Consider the following 22,057-nt stretch of genomic DNA (forward strand, 5'->3'; position numbering starts at 1 on the left):
GTGGCAGCGGACGGCGGCGGCGGCGTGGAGCGAGGCCAACCCGTGGTTCTTCAAGGGGCGCGCGGGCGAGGGGATCGGCGGGCCGCACCAGGGCATGGAYTATATCTGGCCGATGTCGCTGATCGTGCGCGGGCTGACCGCCACCGACGATGCGACGATCCTSAAATGCCTCGCGACGCTGAAGCGGACCCATGCCGGCACCGGCTTTATCCACGAGGCGTTTGAAAAGGACGATTCGGCCAAGTTCACCCGCGACTGGTTCGCCTGGGCCAATGGCCTATTCGGCGAGTTCATCCTCCACCTCGCCGCCACCCGGCCGCAGCTGCTCAAGGCACCGCTGGACCGCATCGCCGTTTGACACAGGGGGCTTGTCCGGGCGGCGGAAAGGAATATGTACCAGCCGTTATGGAAAAGACCGTCACGGCCGCCGCCAAGGGCCGCCCCAGAGAATTCTGCACCGATCGGGCGCTGGCGGCGGCGCTCGGCGTCTTCTGGTCCAAGGGCTATGACGGCGCGTCGATGGCCGACCTGACCGACGCGATGGGGATTACCAAGCCGAGCCTGTACGCCGCGTTCGGCAACAAGGAGGCGCTGTTCCACAAGGCGCTCGACCTCTATGAGGCCGAGAAGCTGGAATATATGCGCAAGGCATTGCAGCAGCCGACCGCGCGCGGCGTTGCCGAAACCATCCTGCGCGGCGCGATCGAGGCGCAGACCAGCAGTTGCGATCCCAAGGGGTGCCTGGGCGTCATCAGCATGAATGCGTGCGGGGCCGAGGCGGGATCGATCAAGGCCGATATCCTGCAACGGCGCGCATCGTCACAGGCCGCACTGGTCGAACGGTTCGAACAGGCCAAGCGCGACGGCGACCTGCCCGACCATGTTGATATCGCCGGCCTGACCGGATATCTTTTCGCGATCCTGCAGGGGATGGCGGTGCAGGCCGGATCGGGCGCGACCCGCGCCGATTTGGAGCGCGTGGCCGCGACCAGCCTGATGATGTGGCCGGGACAATAGTATATTCTACCGACCGGTATAAAAGTCGTTGACGACTCGTTTCGCTGTTAATATACCGGTCAGTATAGAAGGGGTGGCCGACGTGACCACCTCCGGCTTTCGCAAGGATGCCGCTATGCCCGAACCTGCTTTCCGCGCGTCGTCCCGGTAACCCGGCGGCACGCGCCACCCATTTTTCATCGTCGACAGACCTGCCCCCGTCCGGCGACCGTGCCGTGGGAAGCGACGGTCTGCGTCCAGCTATTCGGCGTCACCCGCAAGGGGCCTTGGCGGCGGCACGATGTTGCCTGCCGGGTGAGGGGTGCTGCCGCAAACGGGAGGAACTTCATGGCCTATCTTCATTTCTCCAGCGACCCGATCCTGTCACCGTTCATCGGTGCCGATGTCATGGCGCCCGATGCCAGCCCCAAGAAAGCCGCCGCGACCGGGCTGACCGCGCTCGAATGGTCAGTCGTCGCGCTGGCGCAGGGCGATCGGATGGCGTCGCTGCGCGAACCGTCGCCCCTGTCGATCGCGCTGGGCCGGGTATTCGGGCGGGGCGGGCGGTCGCCGACGCTGGCCGATCCCCGGCTGGAGGCGCTGCGGCGGATGGCGGTGCTCAGCTGGCATCGCGGCTTTGCGGTGCCGACCCACGAACTGACCGCGTTCCTGCGCGCCGGCTTCACCACCGAACAATATGAAACGATGGTGGCGAGCATCGGTGCTGCGGTATCGGACGCACGGACCCGGCGGCACGGCGAGCACTGATCGCGGCTAGCGCGGTTTCCGACTATCTCGCACCACCGTCATCGCCCTGCGGCCGACCGCTAACGCGAAGGTGATCCAACATGGTCGGAAACCGCTCTATCCGGCGAACAGCAACGTCACGCGCAGCCCCGGCCGGTTGTCGGCAACCGCGATCGACAGCCCCAGCCGCTGGGCGGCGGAACGGACGATCGCGAAGCCCAGCCCGCTACCCTCGCTCCCCTGGCTGCTCGACAGGCGGGTGAAGCGGTTGCCCAGTTGCTCCAAATCGGCGGCGGGCAGGCCGGGTCCGTCATCGGCGACGGTGACCGCAACCCCCTGTGGCGTCGTTGCCAGCGCGATCACCACCCGGCCGCCGCGCCGGTTATAGCGGATCGCGTTGTCGAGCAGGTTCGACAGGATTTCGAACAACAGGGTGCGGTGGCTCCGGACGCTCGGCGCGTGGTCGGCGTCGAGGTCGACCTCGACTCCCGCCTCGATCGCCTGCGCGATGCGGCGGTTGAGGACGGCGATGGCCAGTTCGCGCAGGTCGACGGGTTCGAACGGCGGGGCGGTCCCGGCTTCTTCGGCGCGGGCGAGGGCCAGCAGCTGCTTGACCAGATGTTCCAGTCGGTCGGCGGCATCGGCGATTTCGCCCAGCGCCGCCGGGTCGCCGCGCCGGGCCAGCGTTACCTGCAATTTTAGCACCGCCAGCGGGGTCCGCATCTGGTGCGAGGCATCGGCGGTGAAGCGGCGCATGCCCGCGGTCGCGCTGTCCAGTCGGGCGAGGAGGTGGTCGAACGCCTGCGCCAATGGTCGCAGTTCGACCGGCAACGGCCCGGTGGCGAGCGGCGACAGGTCGGGCGTGGCGCGGGTGTCGCGCGCTGCAACCACGCCGCGCAGGCGGGACAGCGGGCGCAGACTCCATCCGAGTGCCGGACGGATCAGCAGCATCGCCACGCCGACCAGCGCGAGTTCGCCGACGATCAGCGCCAGCAACAGCCGGCGTTGCAACGCGTGACGACCGTCCAGCGTCTCGGCGACCTGCACGATCACCGGCTGGCCGATGCGCGGCAGCGAGCGGCGGACCTCGGCGATGCGGATCGGCTGGTCGCGGTAGCTGGCGTCGCGAAACCGGGGCGTGTCGAGCGCGAGGTCGGCGATGCGCGGGGCGGACAGGTCGGCATAGCCGGTCAGCAGCCGGTCGCCGACTGCGATCCGGTAATACACATTGTCGCGCTCGCTATTCTCCAGCATCCCGAATGCGGCGGCGGGCAGGTCCATGGTGACCTCACCCGCCTCCACCTGCACCGTCTCGGCGATCGCGCCCAGCGCGCCGCCCAGCACGCGGTCGTTGGTGCGCCGCACGACATCGGCGATCAGCGCCGCGCCCGCGACCCCCAGCAGGACGGCGATGGCGAGCATCGGCGCCAGCATCGCGGCGAGCAGCCGGGTGCGCAGCGCCGGGGCGCGGCCGGGATCAGCCGGCATCGAGCAGATAGCCGACGCCGCGTACCGTACGGATCGCCGGCCCGTCAGGGGCAAGCTTGCCGCGCAGCCGGGTGATGTTCACCTCGATCGCGTTGGGGCCGACCGGATCGTCATAGCCGAACACTTCGGATTGCAGCGTTTCGCGTGGCACGATCTGTCCGGCGCGGGTGGCGAGCGCATCGAGCACCGCCCATTCGCGCCGCCTGAGGTCCAGCGTCCGACTGCCGACCTGCGCCTGTCCGGTCGAGCGGTTGAGCGAGAGGGTACCGATGACCAGTTCGGGCACCGGATCGCCGCCGCGCCGACGGCCGAGTGCCCGGATGCGCGCCTCCAGCTCCTCGGGCGCAAAGGGTTTGCGCAGGTAATCGTCGGCGCCGAGGTCCAGCCCGCGCACCCGGTCGTCCAGCGCGTCGCGCGCGGTCAGCATCAGCACCGGCACCTTGTCGCCCCGCCGTCGCAACGCCTGCAAAACTGCAAACCCGTCCATGTCGGGCAGGCCGACGTCGAGCACGACCAGCGCATAGGGTTCGGTCGCCAGCACCATCAGCGCATCCTCGCCGCCACCCACATGGTCGACCGCATGGCCCGCGCCGCGCAGCAGCGCGACGATGCTGCGCGCCAGCGGCGCGTCATCCTCGACGATCAGGATTCGCATCGGGACGCCGTGCGGTGAAAGGCGGGTGACAGGTTCGGTTCGTACGACATGCTGCAAGCTTACCCGAACCCAGATGCGGGAAGCGAGAGGACCTGGATGAAAGCTCTTACGATCCTGTTGGTGATCCTGTTCGGATATGCGGTGCCGGCCACGGCGCAGCGGCCGGCGGGCTATCCGCGATCCTATGACGCGCTGGTCGATGCCGCGCGGGCGGAACGGGGCGTGCGCGTCTATGGCAATGCCGATGCCGCGGCGATGGCGCCGCTGATCGCGCTGTTCCAGCAGACCTATCCCGGCGTCACCGTCCGCTACGAAGACCTCGAGTCGCGCGAAATCTATCGCCGGGTCGTCATGGAAGCGCGCAGCGGCCGGCCGGGCGCCGATCTGGTCTGGTCGTCGGGCATGGATTTGCAGGCGAAGCTGATCAACGACGGCTATGCGCAGGCGTATCAAAGCCCCGAGAAACCGGCGCTGCCGTCGAACGCGGTGTGGAAGAATATGGGGTACGGCGTCACCGCCGAACCGGTCGCCTTCGTCTATAATCGCCGGCTGATCCCCGCCGGGCGCGTGCCGCGCACGCATGAGGCGTTCGAGGCGCTGCTGCGCGCGGGGCGCGTGCCGCTGACCGGCAAGGTCGCGACCTATGATCCGGCGCGATCGAACGTCGGCTATCTGTATCTGACCGAGGATTATGCGATCACCCGCGACACGAGGTCGCTGGTGCAGGCGATGGCGGCGACGCGGCCGTGGTTGTCGGCGACGACCGAGCCGATGCTGGCGGCGGTGGCTGATGGCCGCATCGCCATCGCGTATAATGTCGTCGGCCCCTATGCGCTGGCCGCGGCGAAGCGCGATCCCCGGATCGGGGTCGTGTTCCCGCGCGACTATACCCTGATCGCCTCGCGCGTCGCGTTCATCGCCCGCGATGCGCAGCGCCCGGCGGCGGCCAAGCTGTTCCTCGATTTCCTGCTGTCGCGGGACGGGCAGACGCTGCTGGCGAAGCAATGGCTGCTGCCGGTGCGCAGCGATATCCGCGCGCCGCGCCTGTCCACCGAACAGCAGCGCCCGATCCGGGTCGGCCCCGGCCTGCTCGTCAATCTCGATACGATCAAGCGTCGGCGATTCCTCGCCGAATGGCGCGCGATCCTGACCCAAGGAACCAAGTGATGACGTTGTTTCGTAGCGGTTGCGCGATCGCGGCGCTGATCTGCGCCACCCCGGCATTGGCGCAGGCGCCGAGCCAGGAAGAACTGGCCGCGCTGGTGAAGGCGCAGGCCGAAGAGATCGCGGCGCTGCGCACCCGGCTCGACCGGCTGGAGGGCGCGCAGGTCGCCGCTGCCCAGCCGTCCCCGGCCCAGGCTGCGGCGACCGCCCCGGTTGCGGTGGCACAGGCCCCGGTACCGGTTCCGTCGCAGACCGGGCGTAACGTCACCAGCCCGTTCGCGCCGCAGCTGGTGCCGCCCGGCCCGGCGGAGCGCGACGTGGCGCAGGCGCGACAGGCCAATGCGGCGGGCGTCACCACCGAATGGGGCGCGGGGCTGCCGGTGTTCCACTCGGCGGACGGCATCTACACCTTCAAGCCGCGCGGGCGCATCCTGACCGATGTCAGCTCGACCTTCGGATCGGACTATACCGGCCGCAACATCACCACGACGGGGATGCGCGCGCTGCGCCTCGGCCTCGAAGGCGGGGTGGGGACGCATTTCTTCTACCAGTTCGAAACCGATTTTTCGGAGAACGAGGTCGACATCGTCACCGCGTTCATCGGCTGGCGCAACCGGATCGCACCCGGCCTCGATTACGATGTGCGCGCCGGCCACCTGTTCAACGATCGCGGGTTCGAAGGGTCGACGGGTTCGGATTCGACGCCGTTCATGGAACGCACCGTCGTGTCGACCGCGATCATCCCGCAGCGCGGCTTCTACGGCGTCGGCATCATGCCGCGCCTGTTCTGGAAGACGGGTCACGCGTCGCTGACCGTCACCGGCGACCGGATCGACGGCAACCAGTCGGGCAATGACAGCCGCACCGCGCTCGCCCGTGTCCACTGGAATCCGATCAAGACCGGCAACAGCGTCCTGCACCTGGGCGCATGGGGGTTCGACGAAGGACTTGCCGCCGGCGCGACGACGCTCACCCGCAACACGGTGATCGGCGGCCGCTTCAACGGCGCGCTGCGCGTATCGTCGGGGACGCTGACCGGCGGGACCGGCACCACCGGCTACGGCCTCGAACTCGGCGGCTATGTCGGCCCGGTGTGGCTGATGGGCGAGGCGGGGCAGCGGCATGCGCGCCTCGACGCCGGCCGCCCCGATTTCGTCAGCAAGGCGTGGAGCCTGTCGGGGGGCTGGTTCATCACCGGCGACCTGCCGCCCTATAACCCCCGGCTGGGCAGTTTCGGCCAGCCCAAGGTGCTCCGCCCGATCTTCGAGGGCGGACCCGGCGCGATCGAGCTGACCGCGCGCTACGAAAATCTCGATTACACCGACCTGCTGACCGGCGGGCAGGGCTGGGCGGCGACGATCGGCGCCAACTGGTATCTCAACAGCTTCACCCGCTTCCAGGCCAATCTGGTCCACTGGAACACCGACAATCGCGCCGGCGCCTATGTCGGGCCCGATGACGGCCAGACCGTCATGACCCGTATCGCCGTCACCTTCTGATCCTTCAGGGAGCATTACGCCCATGAACCTCGCGCTGCTCGGCTTCCTGATGGTGGCCACCTTCATGACGCTCATCATGACCAAGCGGATGACCCCGCTGGTCGCGCTGATTACCGTCCCCACCGCCTTTGCCCTGTTCGCCGGATTCGCCGGTGGCCTGGGCGACATGATGATCGACGGGATCAAGAACCTCGCGCCGACCGGCGTGATGCTGCTGTTCGCGATCCTGTTCTTTTCGATCATGACCGATACCGGGCTGTTCGACCCGCTGGTCAACCGGCTGTTGAAGGTCGTGCATGGCGACCCGCTGCTGATCCTGGTCGGCACCGTCGTGCTGTGCGCGATCGTCAGTTTGGATGGCGATGGGTCGACGACCTATATCATCACCATCGCCGCGTTGCTGCCGCTCTACAAACGCTATGACATGAACCGGCTGTACCTGTGCTGCCTGCTGATGAGCACCAGCGGGGTCATGAACCTGACGCCGTGGGGCGGGCCGACCGCGCGGGCCGCCAGCGCGCTGAAGCTCGATCCGGCCACGCTGTTCCTGCCGCTGATCCCCGGCATGATCGCCGGTCTCGCCTTCCTGATCGGCCTTGCCATCTGGTTCGGGCGCAAGGAGCGTCGCCGCATCGGGCACGTCAAGGCGAACGAGCCGACCGCCTTCACCGGCATGGCCGTGTCGCAGTTTCCCGAGGCCCGCCGCTATCATCTGCGCTGGTTCAACGGCGCGCTGACCGTCGCGCTGATCGCCGGGCTGGTGCTGGGCGTGCTGCCGCTGTCGGTGCTGATGATGCTGGCGTTCGCCATCGCGATGATCGTCAACTATCCGCAGGTCGCCGAACAGAAGGAGCGAATCGCCGCCCATGCCGGCAACGTCCTGTCGGTCGTGTCGCTGATCTTTGCCGCCGGCATCTTCACCGGCATCCTGTCGGGCACCGGCATGGTGGAGGCGATGAGCAAGGAAGTCGTCGGCTTCATCCCGCCGGCACTCGGGCCGTACATGGCACCGATCACCGCGCTGCTCAGCTTGCCGTTCACCTTCTTCATCTCCAACGACGCCTTCTATTTCGGGATGCTCCCGATCCTGGCGGAAGCCGGTTCGCACTACGGCGTGGAGCCGATCGCGATTGCCCGCGCGTCGCTGATGGGCCAGCCGGTCCACCTGCTCAGCCCGCTGGTGCCGTCGACCTATCTGCTGGTCAGCCTGGCCGGCATCGACCTCGCCGATCACCAGCGCTTCACGCTGATCCCGGCGACGGTGGTCTGCGTCGTGATGACGATCGTCGGCATGGTCGTGCTCGCCTTCCCGTTCGTCAGCTGAGCCGATGAACGAACTCTGGAACCAGATCGTCAGCGACTTCGCCAATATCGGTAGTCCGTCCGCCCTGGCGGCGTTCGGACAGGTCGTGCTGATCGACGTGATGCTGGCCGCCGACAATGCGATCGTCGTCGGCGCGCTGGCGGCGGGGCTTCCCGCCGAGATGCGGCGCAAGGTGATCCTGATCGGGGTCGGCGCGGCGCTGCTGCTGCGCGTCGCCTTTGCGCTGCTGGTCACGCAGCTGTTGCAGGTGACCGGCCTGGTCTTTGCCGGCGGGCTGCTGCTGGTGTGGGTCGCGTGGAAGATGTGGCGCGAGTTACGCGAAGGCGGCGGTGAGGATGCTGTGGTGCAGGTCGCGCCGCGCAGCTTCGCCAGTGCCGCCTGGGCCGTTGCCATCGCCGATGTGTCGATGAGCCTCGACAATGTGCTGGCGGTCGCCGGTGCGGCGCGGGACCATCCCGGCATCCTCGCGGTCGGGCTGATCCTGTCGGTCGCGCTGATGGGGATCGCCGCCAACGTGTTGGCGCGCGTGATCGAACGCTATCGCTGGGTCGCCTATGTCGGCCTTGCCGTCATTCTCTATGTCGCGTGCCGGATGATCGTCGAGGGGCTGACCGACCCGGCGCGCGGGCTGCTGACGTTATTCGCCTGACCTTGCAGGAGCTTCCATGATCCATCCTTCGATACCGCTCGTCCTGCTGCCCGCCATGGGCTGCGACGGGCAGCTCTGGGCGCGGCAGGTCGTCGACCTGGGCGATGTGACGCATCCCGAACTCGGCGACCTTTCCGTCGACGACAGCCTGTCGGCGATGGCGGCGCGGGTGCTGGCGCATGCCCCGCCGCGCTTCGCGGTCGCGGGCGTCAGCCTGGGCGGCTATGTCGCGCTGGAGATGATCCGCCAGGCGCCCGACCGGGTGCAGCGGGTCGCGCTGTTCGGGACGCGCGCCTCGATGGAAATGCGGGCGCGGACGGTCGGCGAACAGGGGCTGCTTGCCACGGCACCCCATGCCGACCCGATGCTGACGCCGATCATCAGCGGCCCCGTGCAGGCGATGGCCGAGCGGGTGGGGGCCGAAGTGTTCGAACGGCAGCAGCGCGCGCTGCTCGCCCGGCCCGATCTCGACGCCGCCATCGCCGCCGTGCGCGTGCCGACGCTGGTCGCGGTCGGTGACCGCGACCGTATCTGCCGGGTCGAGGATGCACGGGCGCTGGCCGACCGCATTCCCGGCGCGCGCTTCCACGTCATCCGCAATTGCGGGCACCTATCGCCGATGGAGCGGTCGGGCGAGGTCACGATGCTGCTGCGCGACTGGCTGGGCGAGGGCTGAGCGCAAAGGATCGACGCGGCCGATAAAGCCCGTACAAGGGCTGTCCCCGATCGCTGCCCGAGAAGTCGATGTCCGATACCCTGAAGGTGCTGCTGCAACATGTCCTGCCAAAGCAACGGCTGACCGTCCTTGCCGGTCGCATCGCCGGTGCGCGGGGCGGGGCGATGACCACGCGGTTGATCCACTGGTTCGTCGGCAAATATGGTGTCGACATGGGGGAGGCGGCGAACCCGGACATCGCCAGCTATGCAACGTTCAACGACTTCTTCACCCGCCCGCTGAAGCCCGGTGCCCGCCCGATCGCGGCGGCGGATTTCGTCTGCCCGGTCGACGGGGCGATCAGCCAGCTGGGGCCGATCGACGATCATCATATGGTGCAGGCGAAAGGGCATCGCTTCACCACCACCGATCTGGTCGGCGGCGATGCCGAACTGGCCGGGCGGTTCCAGCATGGCAGCTTCGCCAACCTGTACCTGTCGCCGAAGGACTATCACCGGCTGCATATGCCCTGCGACGGGCGGTTGTTGCGGATGATTCATGTGCCAGGTGCGCTGTTCTCGGTGAACCCGGTCACCGCGCGCGGCGTGCCGAACCTGTTCGCGCGCAACGAGCGGGTGGTGTGCGTATTCGAGTCCGCCGAACACGGCCTGTTCGTCATGGTGCTGGTCGGCGCGACGATCGTCGGCAGCATCGCGACCCCGTGGCACGGCGTCGTCAATGCCAAGCGCACGGGCAAGCCGTCCGACTGGCGCTACACCGACCGCGATATCACGCTGGCGAAAGGCGAGGAGATGGGGCGCTTCCTGCTCGGGTCGACCGTCGTGATGCTGTTCGAACGCGACCGGATCGCGTTCACGCCGGACTGGGCGCCCGAGCGTACGGTGCGGCTGGGCGAGCCGATGGGTCATCGTCCACGCTGAGGGTGGCCGGGATAGCGCCCGGCCTTCGCCGAATCCATGTGTCTAGGACCGATCGCGGTCGGTCGGAGTGCGTCCGCGGCCTGACAACGCAATCAACGTGTCCATCCTGCATCACCCCATGAGAATGTTCACATAAAGCATTACGGCCAGCTTGACTTGGCTGGGTGCCTATTCAAGTGAACGTTCCCAATAAGCGCACAAATTGGGATGCGCGGGCTTTTAGGGGAGGAATGACATGCGTGGCACCGCCACTCGCACCGTTTCGCGTTGGATGATCGGCGCATCCGCCGGCGCACTGGTCGCCGTATCGGCGCCCGCCTTCGCACAGGATGCTACCGCAGTGCCGGTCGCGGCGGACGCGCAGGACACTCCCGCCCAAGCCGAAGGCGACGAGATTCTCGTCACCGGCATCCGCGCCAGCCTGCGCGACGCGCTGAACATCAAGCGCAATGCGCAGGGCGTGGTCGACGCGATCAGCGCCGAGGATATCGGCAAGTTCCCCGACACCAACCTCGCCGAATCGCTCCAGCGCATCACCGGCGTGTCGATCGACCGCGCCAATGGCGAAGGCTCGACCGTTACCGTGCGCGGCTTCGGTCCCGAATATAACCTGGTCGTGCTGAACGGTCGCCAGCTGCCGACCTCGACGCTGGGCGACGGTGCCAGCGCGCCGGCCTCGCGGTCGTACGACTTCGCCAACATCGCATCCGAAGGCATTGCCGGGGTCGAGGTCTACAAGACCGGCCGCGCCGCCGTGCCGTCGGGCGGCATCGGGTCGACGATCAACATCAAGACGCCGCGCCCGCTCGATCGCCCCGGCATCCGCGGATCGGTCGCGGCCAAGGGCATGGTCGACACGTCGCAGAACGGCAAGGATCAGATCACGCCGGAACTGTCGGGCGTGTTCAGCAGCACGTTCGGGAGCGAGGACCAGTTCGGGTTCCTGGTGTCGGGCAGCTATCAGAAGCGCAACGCCAGCGTGAATACCGGGTCGGTCGGCTTCGGCAACGCGTTCCTCGGCACCGAAAACGACTGGGGGACGCTGGGTGCCGAAGGGCCGAACGTCATCAACCGTCCGGGTCCGACCGACGTCTATGAAGTGCCGCAGAGCGCGGCGTACAACCTGACCGACATTCGCCGCGAGCGGATCAACGGGCAGGTCGTGCTGCAGTACCGCCCGGTCGAATCGCTGACCGCCACGGTCGACTTCACCTATTCACGCAACAAGGTGGAGGCACGTGACAGCAGCGTCGGCATCTGGTTCAACTTCGGCGATACGACCAGCGAGTGGACCGATGGCCCCGCCGCCGGCCCGGTGTTCTACACCGAGCGCTTCGGGCCGGGTAAGGACCTGTCGTACAGCGGCTCGCTGACCGCGAACGTCAGCGAGAACAAGTCGCTGGGCGGTAACCTGAAGTGGGAGGCACCGGGCGGCGTCACCGTGACGCTCGACGCGCATCATTCGACCGCGGAATCGAAGCCGACGAACAAGTTCGGCTCCAGCACCTCGGTCGGCTCGGCGATCTTCGGCGTCGCGTCACAGACGGTGGACTTCACCAAGGACCTGCCGGTCATCTCCTACGTGATGCAGCCGGGGGTCGATGCGCTGAACCCCGCGCTCATCAACGCCACTGGCAATTCGTTCCGCAACGCGTATTTCCGCGACGAGATCAACCAGGTGCAGCTGAGCGGTCATTACGACCATGACGGCGACTTCCTCGATTCGATCGATTTCGGTTTCTCGTACGTCAACAACAAGGTCCGCTCGGCCTATGGTTTCGTGCAGAACGACACCTGGGGCGGCGTCGGCACCCCGGCGGACCTGCCCGACGATCTGTTCACCCGCGTCTCGCTGCCCGACAAGTTCCGGGGTGTCGACGGGGCGAAGGACGGGATCATCCCGGCCTATTACAAATTCGATTTCGAACGGATGGTCGGCCTGCTCGACCAGAAGTTCGGCATCTGCGGCGGCGACGGCAATTGCCTGGCCCCGTTCGAGGCCGATCGCCGCATCACCGAAAAGACGATCTCTCCGTTCATCCAGGTCAATAACGCGTTCGACTTGCTCGGCCGTCGTGCGCACCTGATCGCGGGTGTGCGCTATGACCAGACGACGGTCAGCTCGGCTTCGCTGACGCCGATCCCGGTCGGCACGGCATGGGTCGCGCAGGGCGAATTCAACATCGTCTATTCGAACCAGAGCAACTTCCTGACCAACAAGGGCAGCTACGACAACTGGCTGCCGGCGGTCGATTTCGACATCGAGGTGCTGAACAACGTCAAGCTGCGCGGATCGTACAGCCACACCATCACCCGCGCCGACTATAGCAGCCTGCAGGGTGGCCTGACGCTCAACCGCCAGTTCGGCATCGCCGGCGGCGGCGGGTTGCAGGGTAATCCGAACCTCGTGCCGTTCCTGTCGAAGAATATCGATGTGTCGGCCGAGTGGTATTACGCCCCGACCAGCTATGTCTCGGCCGGCTATTTCCGCAAGAAGGTGAGTAACTTCATCAACTCGCAGGAAGTGCAGCGCTCGGCATTCGACCTGCGCGATCCGGCCGATGGCCCGCGTTTCCGTGCGGCGCAGGCGGCGCTGGGCGGCACCACCGATACGGGCCGCATCCGCGACTATATCCTGCGCAACTTCACGCAGGGCGTGGAGGTTGCGCGCAACGCGGCGGGGCAGCCGATCCTCGACGTGAACGGCTATTATACCGGGCGCATTCTGGGGCTGGCCGAAGACGGGTTGGTCGACTTCCGCGTCGGCACGCCGTTCAATTCGGACCAGACGGCAACGCTCGACGGGTTCGAATTCGCGATCCAGCACAGCTTCTGGGACACCGGCTTCGGCACGATCCTGAACTATACGATCGTGCGGGGCGACGCGAAGTTCAACAACGCGCTCGACCCCAATGTCGGCCAGTTCGCGCTGGCCGGTCTCAGCGACAGTGCGAACGCGGTGCTGTTCTACGACAAGGCCGGGTTGCAGGGGCGTGTCGCGTATAACTGGCGCGACAAGTTCTACGCCGGGGGCAACCCCAACCCGCTATACGTCGAAGCCTATGGCCAGATCGATGCGAGCGTCAGCTACGAGTTCCGCAAGGGGCTGACGCTGTTCGCCGAAGCGATCAACCTGACCGGTGAAGGCCGTCGCGGCCATCGTCGCAACGAAAACTTCGTGACGTTCGCGCAGCCGGGCTTCGCGCGCTATACCGGCGGCGTGCGCTTCAGCTTCTGACGCCACGAAGCGTTACCGGGCGGCCGCGTGCCGCCCGGTAACCGAAGACGGGACCAGTATCGCGTGACGCAGCGGGTGAGACGGATCGTGGTCGTCGGCGGGGGCACCGCCGGGTGGCTGGCGGCATGCCGCATCGCGGCGGCGGCCGACCGGCAGGCCGACGCGCCACTGTCGGTCACGCTGGTCGAATCCCCCGACGTCGCGACGATCGGCGTGGGCGAGGGGACGTGGCCGACGATGCGCGGCACGCTGGCGCGGATCGGCATCGACGAAGCGACCTTCCTGCGCGCCGCCGATGCGTCGTTCAAACAGGGGTCGCGCTTCGACGGGTGGCGTACCGGCGGCCCCGATGATTTTTATTACCACCCCTTTACCGCACCCGCCGATCTGCCCGCCGCCGACCTGCTGCGGGGATGGCGCGAGGGGCGTTTTGCCGAGGCGGTCTGTGCCCAGGCGCTGGTCTGTGCCGACGACCTGGCCCCGCGCCAGCCGGCGATGCCGCCCTATGCCGGGGCGCTCAACTATGGCTATCACCTCGACGCGGGCAAGTTCGCGACGCTGTTGCGGGACACCGCCTGCAACCGGCTGGGCGTGACCCATGTCCGCGATCATGTGACGGCGGTCGAGGCGGGGGAGGGTGGTGATATCGCCGCCGTCGTTACGCGGCAGTCGGGGCGGATCGCGGGCGACCTGTTCCTCGATTGCACCGGCCATGCCGCGCTGCTGATCGGCGGGCATTACGGTGTGGGCACGATCGATCGCACGCCGATCCTGTTCAACGACCGCGCGCTGGCGGTGCAGGTACCGGTCGCGCCCGACAGCCCGATCGCGTCGCAGACCAACGCGACCGCGCATGATGCCGGCTGGCTCTGGGACATCGGCTTGCCCAGTCGGCGCGGGATCGGTTGCGTTTATGCATCCGATCACCTCAGCGACGATGCGGCGGCGGCGACTTTGCGTGGCTATTTGTCGCGCACCGCGCCGGGCGTCGATCCCGACCACCTGTCGTTCCGCCAGCTGCGCTTCCGCTCGGCGCATCGCGAGCGGTTCTGGCAGGGCAATTGCGTGGCGATCGGGCTGTCTGCCGGTTTCCTCGAACCGCTCGAAGCGTCGGCCATCGTGCTGATCGAGCTGTCAATCGATGCGCTGCTGGACCGCTTTCCGGTGGAGCGGGGCGCGATGGCGCACCATGCGCAGCGCTTCAATGCGCTGTTCCGCTATCGCTGGGATCGGATCGTCGACTTCCTTAAGCTACATTATGTCTTGAGCGATCGCGACACGCCGTACTGGCGGGCGCATCGCGACCCGGCGAGCTGGACCGCCTCGTTGCAGGATCAGCTGGACCTGTGGCGGACGCAACCGCCGTCGCCCGCTGACTTCGCCCATGCGGACGAGGTGTTCCCGGCGGCCAGCCACCAATATGTGCTGTACGGCATGGGGTTCGCTCCGCCGCCCGCCGGTCCGCTGCGTGCCGCCCCCGGTGCCGACGCCGCGCTGCATCAGGTGCGGCAACGCAGCCGGACGCTTGCCGCCAGCCTGCCGACCAACCGCGCCTATCTGCGCGTGCTCACCCCTCCTGCTGGGATTGCCCATGTCTGACCATCAACTGCTGAACGTCGCCGCGCACCGCGAGCTGCGGGTCCGTCGCGAACGCTCGGTCGCGCTGGGCGACGGGGTGATGACCGCGCTGATCGTGCCCGACGAGTTCCGGCAGGTGCAGGGCAGCTACCCGATCCTGTTCCGCCAGAACCGCGAACGCGACGGCTTCGTGGCGCTGGCGCTGTTCGGGTTCGACGCGGGCGAGAACCTGTTCCTCGCCGATGGCCGGTGGGACGCATCCTATCTGCCGCTGTCGATCGATATTCAGCCGTTCCTGATCGGCGGCGCGCCGGGTGCCGACACGACGCCCAAGGCGGTGATCGACATGGCCAGCCCGCGCATCGCTACCGACGACGGCGTGCGGATCTTCGATCGCGAAGGGCGGCCGTCGCCGTACCTCGATGAGATCCTCGAACGGCTGGGGGCGCTGGACGCCGGCTATCGCGGGTCGGCGGCGTTCATGGACGCGCTAGACCGCTACGGCCTGCTCGAACCCTTCACGCTGGAGGTCACGCTCGACAGCGGGGCAACCAACCGGCTGGTCGGGTTCCATAGCATTGCCGAGGAGCGGGTCGCCGAGCTGGACGCCGCAACGCTCGGCCGGTTGAACGCCGACGGGCATCTGCTGCCGATCTACATGGCGATCGCGTCGCTGGCGAACCTGCCCGCGCTGATCGCGCGCAAGAACCGGCATGGCTGAGCTGCCCCCCATCGCCGAGGTCGAGGCACCCGACGCCGCCACGCTCGACCGGCTGATGCGCGAGGCGACCGCGCCGTTCGTGGTGCGCGGGCTGGTGTCCGACTGGCCGCTGGTGCAGGCGGCGCGCGACTCTTCGCAGGCGGCACGCGACTATCTGGTGCGGCATCACCGCGATGTGCCCTTCACCGTGTCGGTCGGTCAGCCCGGCAGTGGTGGGCGGCTGTTCTACGACGATGCGATGGCGATGAACTTCGCCACCGTCCGCGCGAAACTGCCCGACATATTGGGGGAAATGGCGCGGGTAGAACAGGCCGACGATCCCCGGCCGATCTACCTCGCCTCGATCGACATGCGCGGGTTCTTCGACGGGCTGGACGAGGCGAACCGCGTCGACCTTGGCAGCCGCGAACCGCTGGCCAGCATCTGGATCGGCACGCGCACCCGCATCGCCGCGCATAACGACCTGCCTGCGAACCTCGCCTGCGTGGCGGCGGGGCGGCGGCGCTTTACGTTGTTCCCGCCCGACCAGTTCGCCAATCTGCATCTCGGGCCGCTCGACAACACGCCTGCCGGTCGCGCGGTGTCGATGGTTGATTTCAGCGCGCCGGACCTTGTGCGCCATCCGCGTTTTGCTGAGGCGCTGGCCCATGCCCAAGTCGCGGAACTGGCCCCCGGCGATGCGATCCACATACCCTCGCTATGGTGGCATCATGTCGAGGGGCTGGAGGCGTTCAACATCCTGGTCAACTATTGGTGGCGCGATCAGCCGCGCTGGCTGGGCCAGCCGCAGGATGCGCTGCACCACGCGATCCTTGCCATTCGCGACCTGCCCGATGACCAGAAGGCGCATTGGCGCGCGGTGTTCGACCATTATGTCTTTACCAACGACGACGCGGTGACCGCGCATATTCCGGAGGGCGGGCGTGGCGTGCTCGATCCGTTGACCGCCGAGAGCGCCGGGCGGCTGCGCAACTTTCTGCTGCGGCAGCTGGCGAAATGAGCGTCACCCGCGTCGTCGTCGCCGGCGGCGGCACCGCCGGCTGGATGGCCGCCGCCGCCATCGCCCGGACGATGGGCCATATGGTCGAGGTGACGTTGGTCGAATCCGAAGCGATCGGCACGGTCGGGGTGGGGGAATCGACCATCCCGCCGCTGGTCACCTACAACCGGCTGCTCGGCATCAACGAGGCCGAGTTCATGGCCGCCACCGCCGCGACCTTCAAACTCGGTATCCTGTTCGATGGCTGGCATACCCCCGACAGCCGCTATTTCCATTCGTTCGGCACGACCGGGCGCGATCACTGGGCTGCAGGGTTTCAGCATTACTGGCTGAACGGGCGCACGCGCGGGCATGACCAGCCCTATGACGACTATTGCACCGAGCTGGTCGCGGCGTTGCAGGGCAGGTTCGCGCATCTGCCGAACGATGCGACCAACTATGCCTATCAGCTCGATTCCGGTCGTTATGCGCAATTCCTGCGCACCATGGCCGAGCGCGACGGCACGCAGCGGATCGAGGGGCGCATCGCCCGTGTCGAGCTGAACGCCGAGACCGGCAACATCGCCGCGCTGCTGCTCGACGGGGATCGCCGGGTCGAGGGTGACCTGTTCCTCGACTGCACCGGCTTTCGCGCGCTGCTGATCGAGGGGGCGTTGCACGCCGGCTATGACGACTGGACCCACTGGCTGCCGTGCGACGCGGCGATCGCGGTGCAGACGGAGAGCGTCGGGCCGCCGCTGCCCTATACCCGGGCGATGGCGCATGATGCCGGGTGGCAATGGCGCATTCCGCTCCAGCACCGGGTCGGCAACGGCATCGTCTATTGCAGCCGCTATCTGGAGCGCGACGCCGCGCTCGACCGGCTGCTCGGCAATGTCGAGGGAGGGGTGAGGACCGAACCCAATTTCCTGCGCTTCACGACCGGGGCAAGGCGGCGGCAATGGCATCGCAACTGCGTCGCCATCGGCCTGTCGGGCGGGTTCATGGAGCCGCTGGAATCGACCAGCATCCACCTGATCCAGCGCGCTGTGCTGCGCCTGATCCGACTGTTCCCGCAAGGTGGTGTGCAGCCCGCTGACGTGGCTGAGTTCAACGACCAGCAATTGCAGGACATGGAGCAGATCCGCGACTTCCTGATCCTGCACTACAAGGTCACCGACCGTCGCGATTCCCCGTTCTGGCGGCAATGTGCCGCGATGGACGTGCCGGAGAGCCTGCAACAGAAAATCGATTTGTTCCGCCAGAGCGGACGGGTATTCCGCCGGAACGAGGAATTGTTCGGCGAGAATAGCTGGGTGCAGGTGATGATGGGGCAGGGGATCGTACCGGAGGGGCATCACCCGATCGCGGGGAAGCTCAGCGACGGCGAACTCGACCGGTTGCTGTCGATGATCCGGCGGCAGGTCGCCGATACCGTCGCGACGATGCCGCCGCATGGCGACTATGTCGCGCGCTATTGCCCGGCGGATCGCCCCTGATGCCGCGTCGGCGTCAGGCGGTGACGATCAAGCATGTCGCGGCCGATGCGGGCGTGTCGTTGCAGACGGTCAGCCGGGTCATCAACAACGAACCCAATGTCCGTCCGGAAATGGCGGAGCGGGTGCGCGGGTCGATCAGTCGGCTGGGTTATGTCCCGCTGATCGCGGCGCAGCGCATGGGCGGGTCGAAATCGCGCCTGATCCTGGCGCTCAACGACCGCGACCGCACCATCGCCGGCTGGCAGAGCCGTGAGGGCACCGACTGGGTGGATCAGATGCTGCTGGGGGGCATGCTGACCTGCGGCCGCCATGGCTATCGCCTGATCCTCGAACTGGTCGACACGCATAGCGACCATATCGAACGCGAATTGCTGGGCGCCATCGGTGCGCTCCGGCCCGATGGCGTGATCCTGACCCCGCCGCATTCGCAGGACCCGGTGATCCTCGACCTGCTGGAACGGCAGGGGATCAGCATCGCGCGGATCGGGTCGCTGACGCCGGGGCCGGGGTTCTCGCTGGTCATGGGCGATGAGGATGCCGCGCGGATGGCGACCGCGCATCTGGTCGCGCTGGGCCATCGCCGCATCGGCTTTATCGCCGGGGCGAGCGATTATGAACTCAGCGGCTGGCGCGTCACCGGCTGGCGTGGGGCAATGGCGGAGGCGGGCCTTGCCGACGACCTGCTGGCGCCGGGCAATTTCGACTATGCGTCGGGCCGGGATGCCGCCGACACTCTGCTGGCCGCCGGCGATCCGCCGAGCGCGATCATCGCCAGCAGCGACCAGATGGCGATCGCCACGCTCGACCGCGCGCGCGAACTGGGGCTGGCGGTGCCGGACGACCTGTCGATCGTCAGCTTCGACGACACGCCGATCGTTCGTTTCGCGACGCCGCCGATCACCGCGGTGACCCAGCCGATCGCCACCGTCGCCGCGCTGGCGGTCGAACGGATCATCGCCGAACAGGCGCAGGGCGAGCATCCCGTCGCGCCGCAGTCGGTTGCCGCCGAACTCACGATCCGCGCCTCCACCGCCCCGCCGCCGCATTCCCGGAACCGCTGACGTCGCCGACGCGCGATCTTGGGGGTTACAGGGCGGGGGGCGGCTGCTATCGGTACGCACGATGCGCGCGCTGATGCCTTTCCTCGCCTGTCTGATGCTGGTCCTTGCCGGCTGGTCGGCGATGGCGCACGCGGCCGAACCGACCGGTGGCAGTGCCGCCGGGATCGAACTGTCGCTGCATCAGCCGGGCGATGGCGACGAAGTGCCGGGCGATGGCGACAACGCGCTGCCGCATCATCACAGTGGCTGCCACGCCCACGACCTTGGCACCCCCGCCATGGCCGTCGCCGTGCAGGCGCACGCCCCCGACCTGTCCCCCGGCCATCGCTGGGATGCAACCCTGCTGGCGGGATTGCACGACAGCGTATTGCCGCGACCGCCACGCGCCTGACCCGTTTCGCCGCCGGCTGATGCCGGTTCGCTGAACCCAGTCAGGAAGTTTCGGAATGAAAGATTTGCTTGCGGCCATGCTGGTCGCGGCGTCCTGTGCCGGTGTGGCGCAGGCGCAGACCGGCGCGCCACCCGCGCCGGCCGGCGGGATGCTGACGCTCGATCAGGCGGTGGCGGCGGCCGGCGGAGCCGCGCCGGCGCTTCAGGCGGCCGATGCGGCGGTCGATGCCGCCCGCGCCGGGCGGGAGGTCGCCGGGCTGCGTCCCAATCCGGTCGTGCAGGGACAGGTGGAGAATATCGCCGGGTCCGGCGCGTTTCGCGGACTGCGCAGCGCGGAGACGACCGTCGGCGTGATGGTCCCGATCGAGCTGGGCGGCAAGCGTGGCGCACGGGTCGCCGTCGCGACGGCGCAATTGTCGCGCGCCGAATTGCAGGCCGCGATCGCGGCCGCCGACGTTCGGGCGCAGGTGAGCGAGCTGTATGTCGAGGCGGTCGCTGCCGACCGGCGGCTGGCGACGGCGCGCGACCAGCTGGGCATCGCCGAAGCCGCGCTGCGCGCTGCATCGATCCGGGTGCAGGCCGGGCGCGCATCGCCGCTCGAACAGCAGCGGGCCGATGTGGTGCGGATTACGGCGGCGGCGCAGGTCGAGCGAACCGCCCGGCTGGCCGACACGGTGCGCGGCAATCTCGCGCGGCGGATCGGGCGGGCGATCGACATCGCCCTCGACCCGGCCCTGATCGACCGCGTGCCGGCACCCGTGGCCGGGCCGGAGGTGCCGGTACAGGCAAACGGTACGCTCGCGCTTGCCGCCGCCGATGCCGATCTGGCCGTTGCCGACGCGGGCGTCCGGCTGGCGCGGGCGAACCGCGTGCCGGACCTCGATGTAGGCCCAGCGGTACGGCGGCTGGAGGCGACGAACGACATGGCCGCCGTCTTCAGCCTGTCGGTGCCGATCCCGGTCTTCAATACCGGGCGGGCGGCGATCGGACAGGCCGCGGCCGAGCGGACCCGCGCCGAGGCGGTGCGCCGGATGGCCGTGCTCGACGTCGAACAGGCGATCGCCGATGCGCGGGCGGAGGTGGCGAATGCCGCGACGCTGGCACGGGCGGCATCGGGACCGGCGCTGTCCGCCGCGCAGGAAGCGGCGCGGATCGCCCGCATCGGATACCGCGAGGGGAAGTTCGGCCAGCTCGACCTGCTCGATGCCGAACGGACGCTGGCCGATACGCGGCTGGCGGCGATCGACGCGCTCGCCAGCTATCATATTGCACGCGCACGGCTGGAGCGGCTGACCGCCCCCGTGCCCATCACCGGGACCAATTTCTGATGCGCTCCTTCTCTCTTGCGGGCGCCGTCGCGCTCGCGGCCCTGTTGACCGGTTGCGGCGACAGCGGCGAACCCGCCGCCCAACCCCCGGCCAACGACCAGCATGCCGAGGCCGGCCATGCCGACGACGGCTCCGTCACGCTGTCGGCGGACCAGATCGCGGCGGCGGGCATCCAGATCGGTCGCCCGATCGTCGGCGGTGCCGCGACCGTCGACCTGCCCGCCACGATCGAGGGCGATCCACAGGCGACGCAGGTCGTCTCCGCCGCGATTTCGGGCCGGATCGTCGCGCTCAATCGCAACCTCGGCGAAGCGGTGGCGCGCGGCCAGACGCTGGCCATCCTCGAAAGTCGTGAGGCCGCGCAGCTGAAGGGCGATGTCGCGGCGGCGAGGGCGCGGTTGCAACTGGCCCAGGCGACGCTCGCGCGCGAACAGCGGCTGTTCGCCCAGCGCGTTTCGCCCGAACAGGACCTGATCGCCGCGCGCACCGCCGCAACCGAAGCCCGCATCGCGCTGACGCAGGCGCAGAGCCAGGTGTCGGCGGCGGGCGGCGGCGGCGGTGCGCTCAACCGCCTCGCCATCGTCGCGCCGCTGTCGGGGCGGGTCATCGCGCGGCCGGTGACGCTGGGCCAGACGGTCGCGGCGGATACGGAGCTGTACCGGGTGGCCGATCTGGGGCGGGTGTCGTTGTCGCTGAACCTGCGGCCTGAGGATGCGGGGCGGGTGCGGCCGGGCAATGTCGTGGCGGTCACTGCCGCCGGCCGGCGTTCGACGGCACGGATCGGCTTCGTGTCGCCCGCGCTCGACCCGCAGACCCGGCTGGTCCCTGTCATCGCCACGCTCGACAATCGGGCGGGCACGTGGCGCGTCGGCGAAGCGGTGATGGCGGCGGTCCAGCTGTCCGGCGGCGAAGGCGACGGCAAGGTACGCGTGCCGACCACGGCGGTCCAGACGATCGACGGGCGCGACGTCGTGTTCGTGCGGACGGCGGGCGGGTTCCGCGCGACGCCGGTGACGCTTGGCGATGCGGCGGGCGACACCATCGTCCTCAAATCCGGCCTGACCGGCACCGAACGGATCGCCACCACCGGCAGCTTCACCCTGAAGGCGGAGCTCGGCAAGGGCGAAGCGGAGCATGAGGACTGA

20 protein-coding genes are annotated in these 22,057 nt (G+C 68.2%); 18 read left to right on the plus strand and 2 right to left on the minus strand.

Features of this window, described 5'->3' with window-relative positions; genetic code table 11:
- The 3 genes from ASE58_RS07860 to ASE58_RS07870 form a co-directional block, all read left to right on the plus strand.
- The coding region (locus ASE58_RS07860) for a glycoside hydrolase family 125 protein (protein WP_156347671.1) at positions 1 to 358 on the plus strand (358 nt) is incomplete at its 5' end.
- A 47-nt stretch (positions 359 to 405) separates the two neighbouring features.
- Positions 406 to 1,017: a TetR/AcrR family transcriptional regulator gene (locus tag ASE58_RS07865; RefSeq protein WP_055819686.1), complete on the plus strand. Its 612-nt coding sequence runs from the start codon at positions 406 to 408 to the stop codon at positions 1,015 to 1,017.
- A gap of 327 nt (positions 1,018 to 1,344) precedes the next feature.
- Entirely contained in the window at positions 1,345 to 1,764 is a 420-nt protein-coding gene (locus tag ASE58_RS07870) for a hypothetical protein (protein ID WP_055819689.1), read from the plus strand.
- A gap of 96 nt (positions 1,765 to 1,860) precedes the next feature.
- Here the strand turns inward: ASE58_RS07870 and ASE58_RS07875 are convergent, their stop codons facing one another.
- Together ASE58_RS07875 and ASE58_RS07880 are read right to left on the minus strand one after the other, a co-directional pair.
- The gene (locus ASE58_RS07875) at positions 1,861 to 3,231 is read right to left on the minus strand and encodes a sensor histidine kinase (RefSeq protein ID WP_055819691.1); all 1,371 of its coding nucleotides are present in this window, start codon (positions 3,229 to 3,231) and stop codon (positions 1,861 to 1,863) included.
- Positions 3,221 to 3,886: a response regulator gene (locus ASE58_RS07880; RefSeq protein WP_055819696.1), complete on the minus strand. Its 666-nt coding sequence runs from the start codon at positions 3,884 to 3,886 to the stop codon at positions 3,221 to 3,223. The genes ASE58_RS07875 and ASE58_RS07880 overlap by 11 nt, the downstream gene beginning before the upstream one ends.
- A 96-nt stretch (positions 3,887 to 3,982) precedes the next feature.
- Between ASE58_RS07880 and ASE58_RS07885 the strand changes: the two genes are divergently transcribed.
- From ASE58_RS07885 to ASE58_RS07955, 15 genes are all read left to right on the plus strand, one after another.
- Positions 3,983 to 5,053, plus strand: coding sequence for an ABC transporter substrate-binding protein (locus ASE58_RS07885; protein WP_055819699.1), 1,071 nt, complete (start codon positions 3,983 to 3,985; stop codon positions 5,051 to 5,053).
- Complete coding sequence (locus tag ASE58_RS07890; RefSeq protein ID WP_055819702.1) at positions 5,053 to 6,549, plus strand: OprO/OprP family phosphate-selective porin; 1,497 nt, start codon at positions 5,053 to 5,055, stop codon at positions 6,547 to 6,549. Before ASE58_RS07885 ends, ASE58_RS07890 begins: the two co-directional genes overlap by 1 nt.
- A gap of 22 nt (positions 6,550 to 6,571) precedes the next feature.
- On the plus strand, positions 6,572 to 7,873 hold the full coding sequence (locus tag ASE58_RS07895) for a CitMHS family transporter (protein ID WP_055819705.1): 1,302 nt from the start codon (positions 6,572 to 6,574) through the stop codon (positions 7,871 to 7,873).
- Positions 7,874 to 7,877: 4 nt separating this feature from the next.
- Entirely contained in the window at positions 7,878 to 8,522 is a 645-nt protein-coding gene (locus ASE58_RS07900) for a TerC family protein (RefSeq protein ID WP_055819707.1), read from the plus strand.
- 16 nt (positions 8,523 to 8,538) lie between these two features.
- Complete coding sequence (locus ASE58_RS07905) at positions 8,539 to 9,198, plus strand: alpha/beta fold hydrolase (RefSeq protein ID WP_055819709.1); 660 nt, start codon at positions 8,539 to 8,541, stop codon at positions 9,196 to 9,198.
- A 68-nt stretch (positions 9,199 to 9,266) separates the two neighbouring features.
- Positions 9,267 to 10,118: an archaetidylserine decarboxylase gene (gene asd, locus ASE58_RS07910; protein WP_055819710.1), complete on the plus strand. Its 852-nt coding sequence runs from the start codon at positions 9,267 to 9,269 to the stop codon at positions 10,116 to 10,118.
- A gap of 235 nt (positions 10,119 to 10,353) precedes the next feature.
- Positions 10,354 to 13,356: a TonB-dependent receptor gene (locus tag ASE58_RS07915; protein ID WP_055819711.1), complete on the plus strand. Its 3,003-nt coding sequence runs from the start codon at positions 10,354 to 10,356 to the stop codon at positions 13,354 to 13,356.
- A gap of 63 nt (positions 13,357 to 13,419) precedes the next feature.
- Positions 13,420 to 14,955, plus strand: coding sequence for a tryptophan halogenase family protein (locus ASE58_RS07920; protein WP_055819714.1), 1,536 nt, complete (start codon positions 13,420 to 13,422; stop codon positions 14,953 to 14,955).
- Complete coding sequence (locus ASE58_RS07925; RefSeq protein WP_055819717.1) at positions 14,948 to 15,655, plus strand: SapC family protein; 708 nt, start codon at positions 14,948 to 14,950, stop codon at positions 15,653 to 15,655. The genes ASE58_RS07920 and ASE58_RS07925 overlap by 8 nt, the downstream gene beginning before the upstream one ends.
- Positions 15,648 to 16,655 carry a cupin-like domain-containing protein gene (locus tag ASE58_RS07930; RefSeq protein ID WP_055819720.1) on the plus strand — a complete coding sequence of 336 codons (1,008 nt, stop codon included), beginning with the start codon at positions 15,648 to 15,650 and terminating at the stop codon, positions 16,653 to 16,655. Before ASE58_RS07925 ends, ASE58_RS07930 begins: the two co-directional genes overlap by 8 nt.
- Positions 16,652 to 18,133, plus strand: coding sequence for a tryptophan halogenase family protein (locus tag ASE58_RS07935; RefSeq protein WP_055819723.1), 1,482 nt, complete (start codon positions 16,652 to 16,654; stop codon positions 18,131 to 18,133). Before ASE58_RS07930 ends, ASE58_RS07935 begins: the two co-directional genes overlap by 4 nt.
- Positions 18,133 to 19,194 carry a LacI family DNA-binding transcriptional regulator gene (locus ASE58_RS07940; RefSeq protein WP_055820969.1) on the plus strand — a complete coding sequence of 354 codons (1,062 nt, stop codon included), beginning with the start codon at positions 18,133 to 18,135 and terminating at the stop codon, positions 19,192 to 19,194. Before ASE58_RS07935 ends, ASE58_RS07940 begins: the two co-directional genes overlap by 1 nt.
- Before the next feature lie 61 nt (positions 19,195 to 19,255).
- Positions 19,256 to 19,585 carry a hypothetical protein gene (locus tag ASE58_RS07945; protein ID WP_055819725.1) on the plus strand — a complete coding sequence of 110 codons (330 nt, stop codon included), beginning with the start codon at positions 19,256 to 19,258 and terminating at the stop codon, positions 19,583 to 19,585.
- Positions 19,586 to 19,640: 55 nt separating this feature from the next.
- Positions 19,641 to 20,912 (plus strand): TolC family protein, encoded by a 1,272-nt coding sequence (locus ASE58_RS07950; RefSeq protein WP_055819727.1) that lies wholly within the window; start codon positions 19,641 to 19,643, stop codon positions 20,910 to 20,912.
- On the plus strand, positions 20,912 to 22,057 hold the full coding sequence (locus tag ASE58_RS07955) for an efflux RND transporter periplasmic adaptor subunit (RefSeq protein WP_055819730.1): 1,146 nt from the start codon (positions 20,912 to 20,914) through the stop codon (positions 22,055 to 22,057). Before ASE58_RS07950 ends, ASE58_RS07955 begins: the two co-directional genes overlap by 1 nt.

The organism is Sphingomonas sp. Leaf9, from assembly GCF_001421355.1.
GTDB lineage: Bacteria > Pseudomonadota > Alphaproteobacteria > Sphingomonadales > Sphingomonadaceae > Sphingomonas.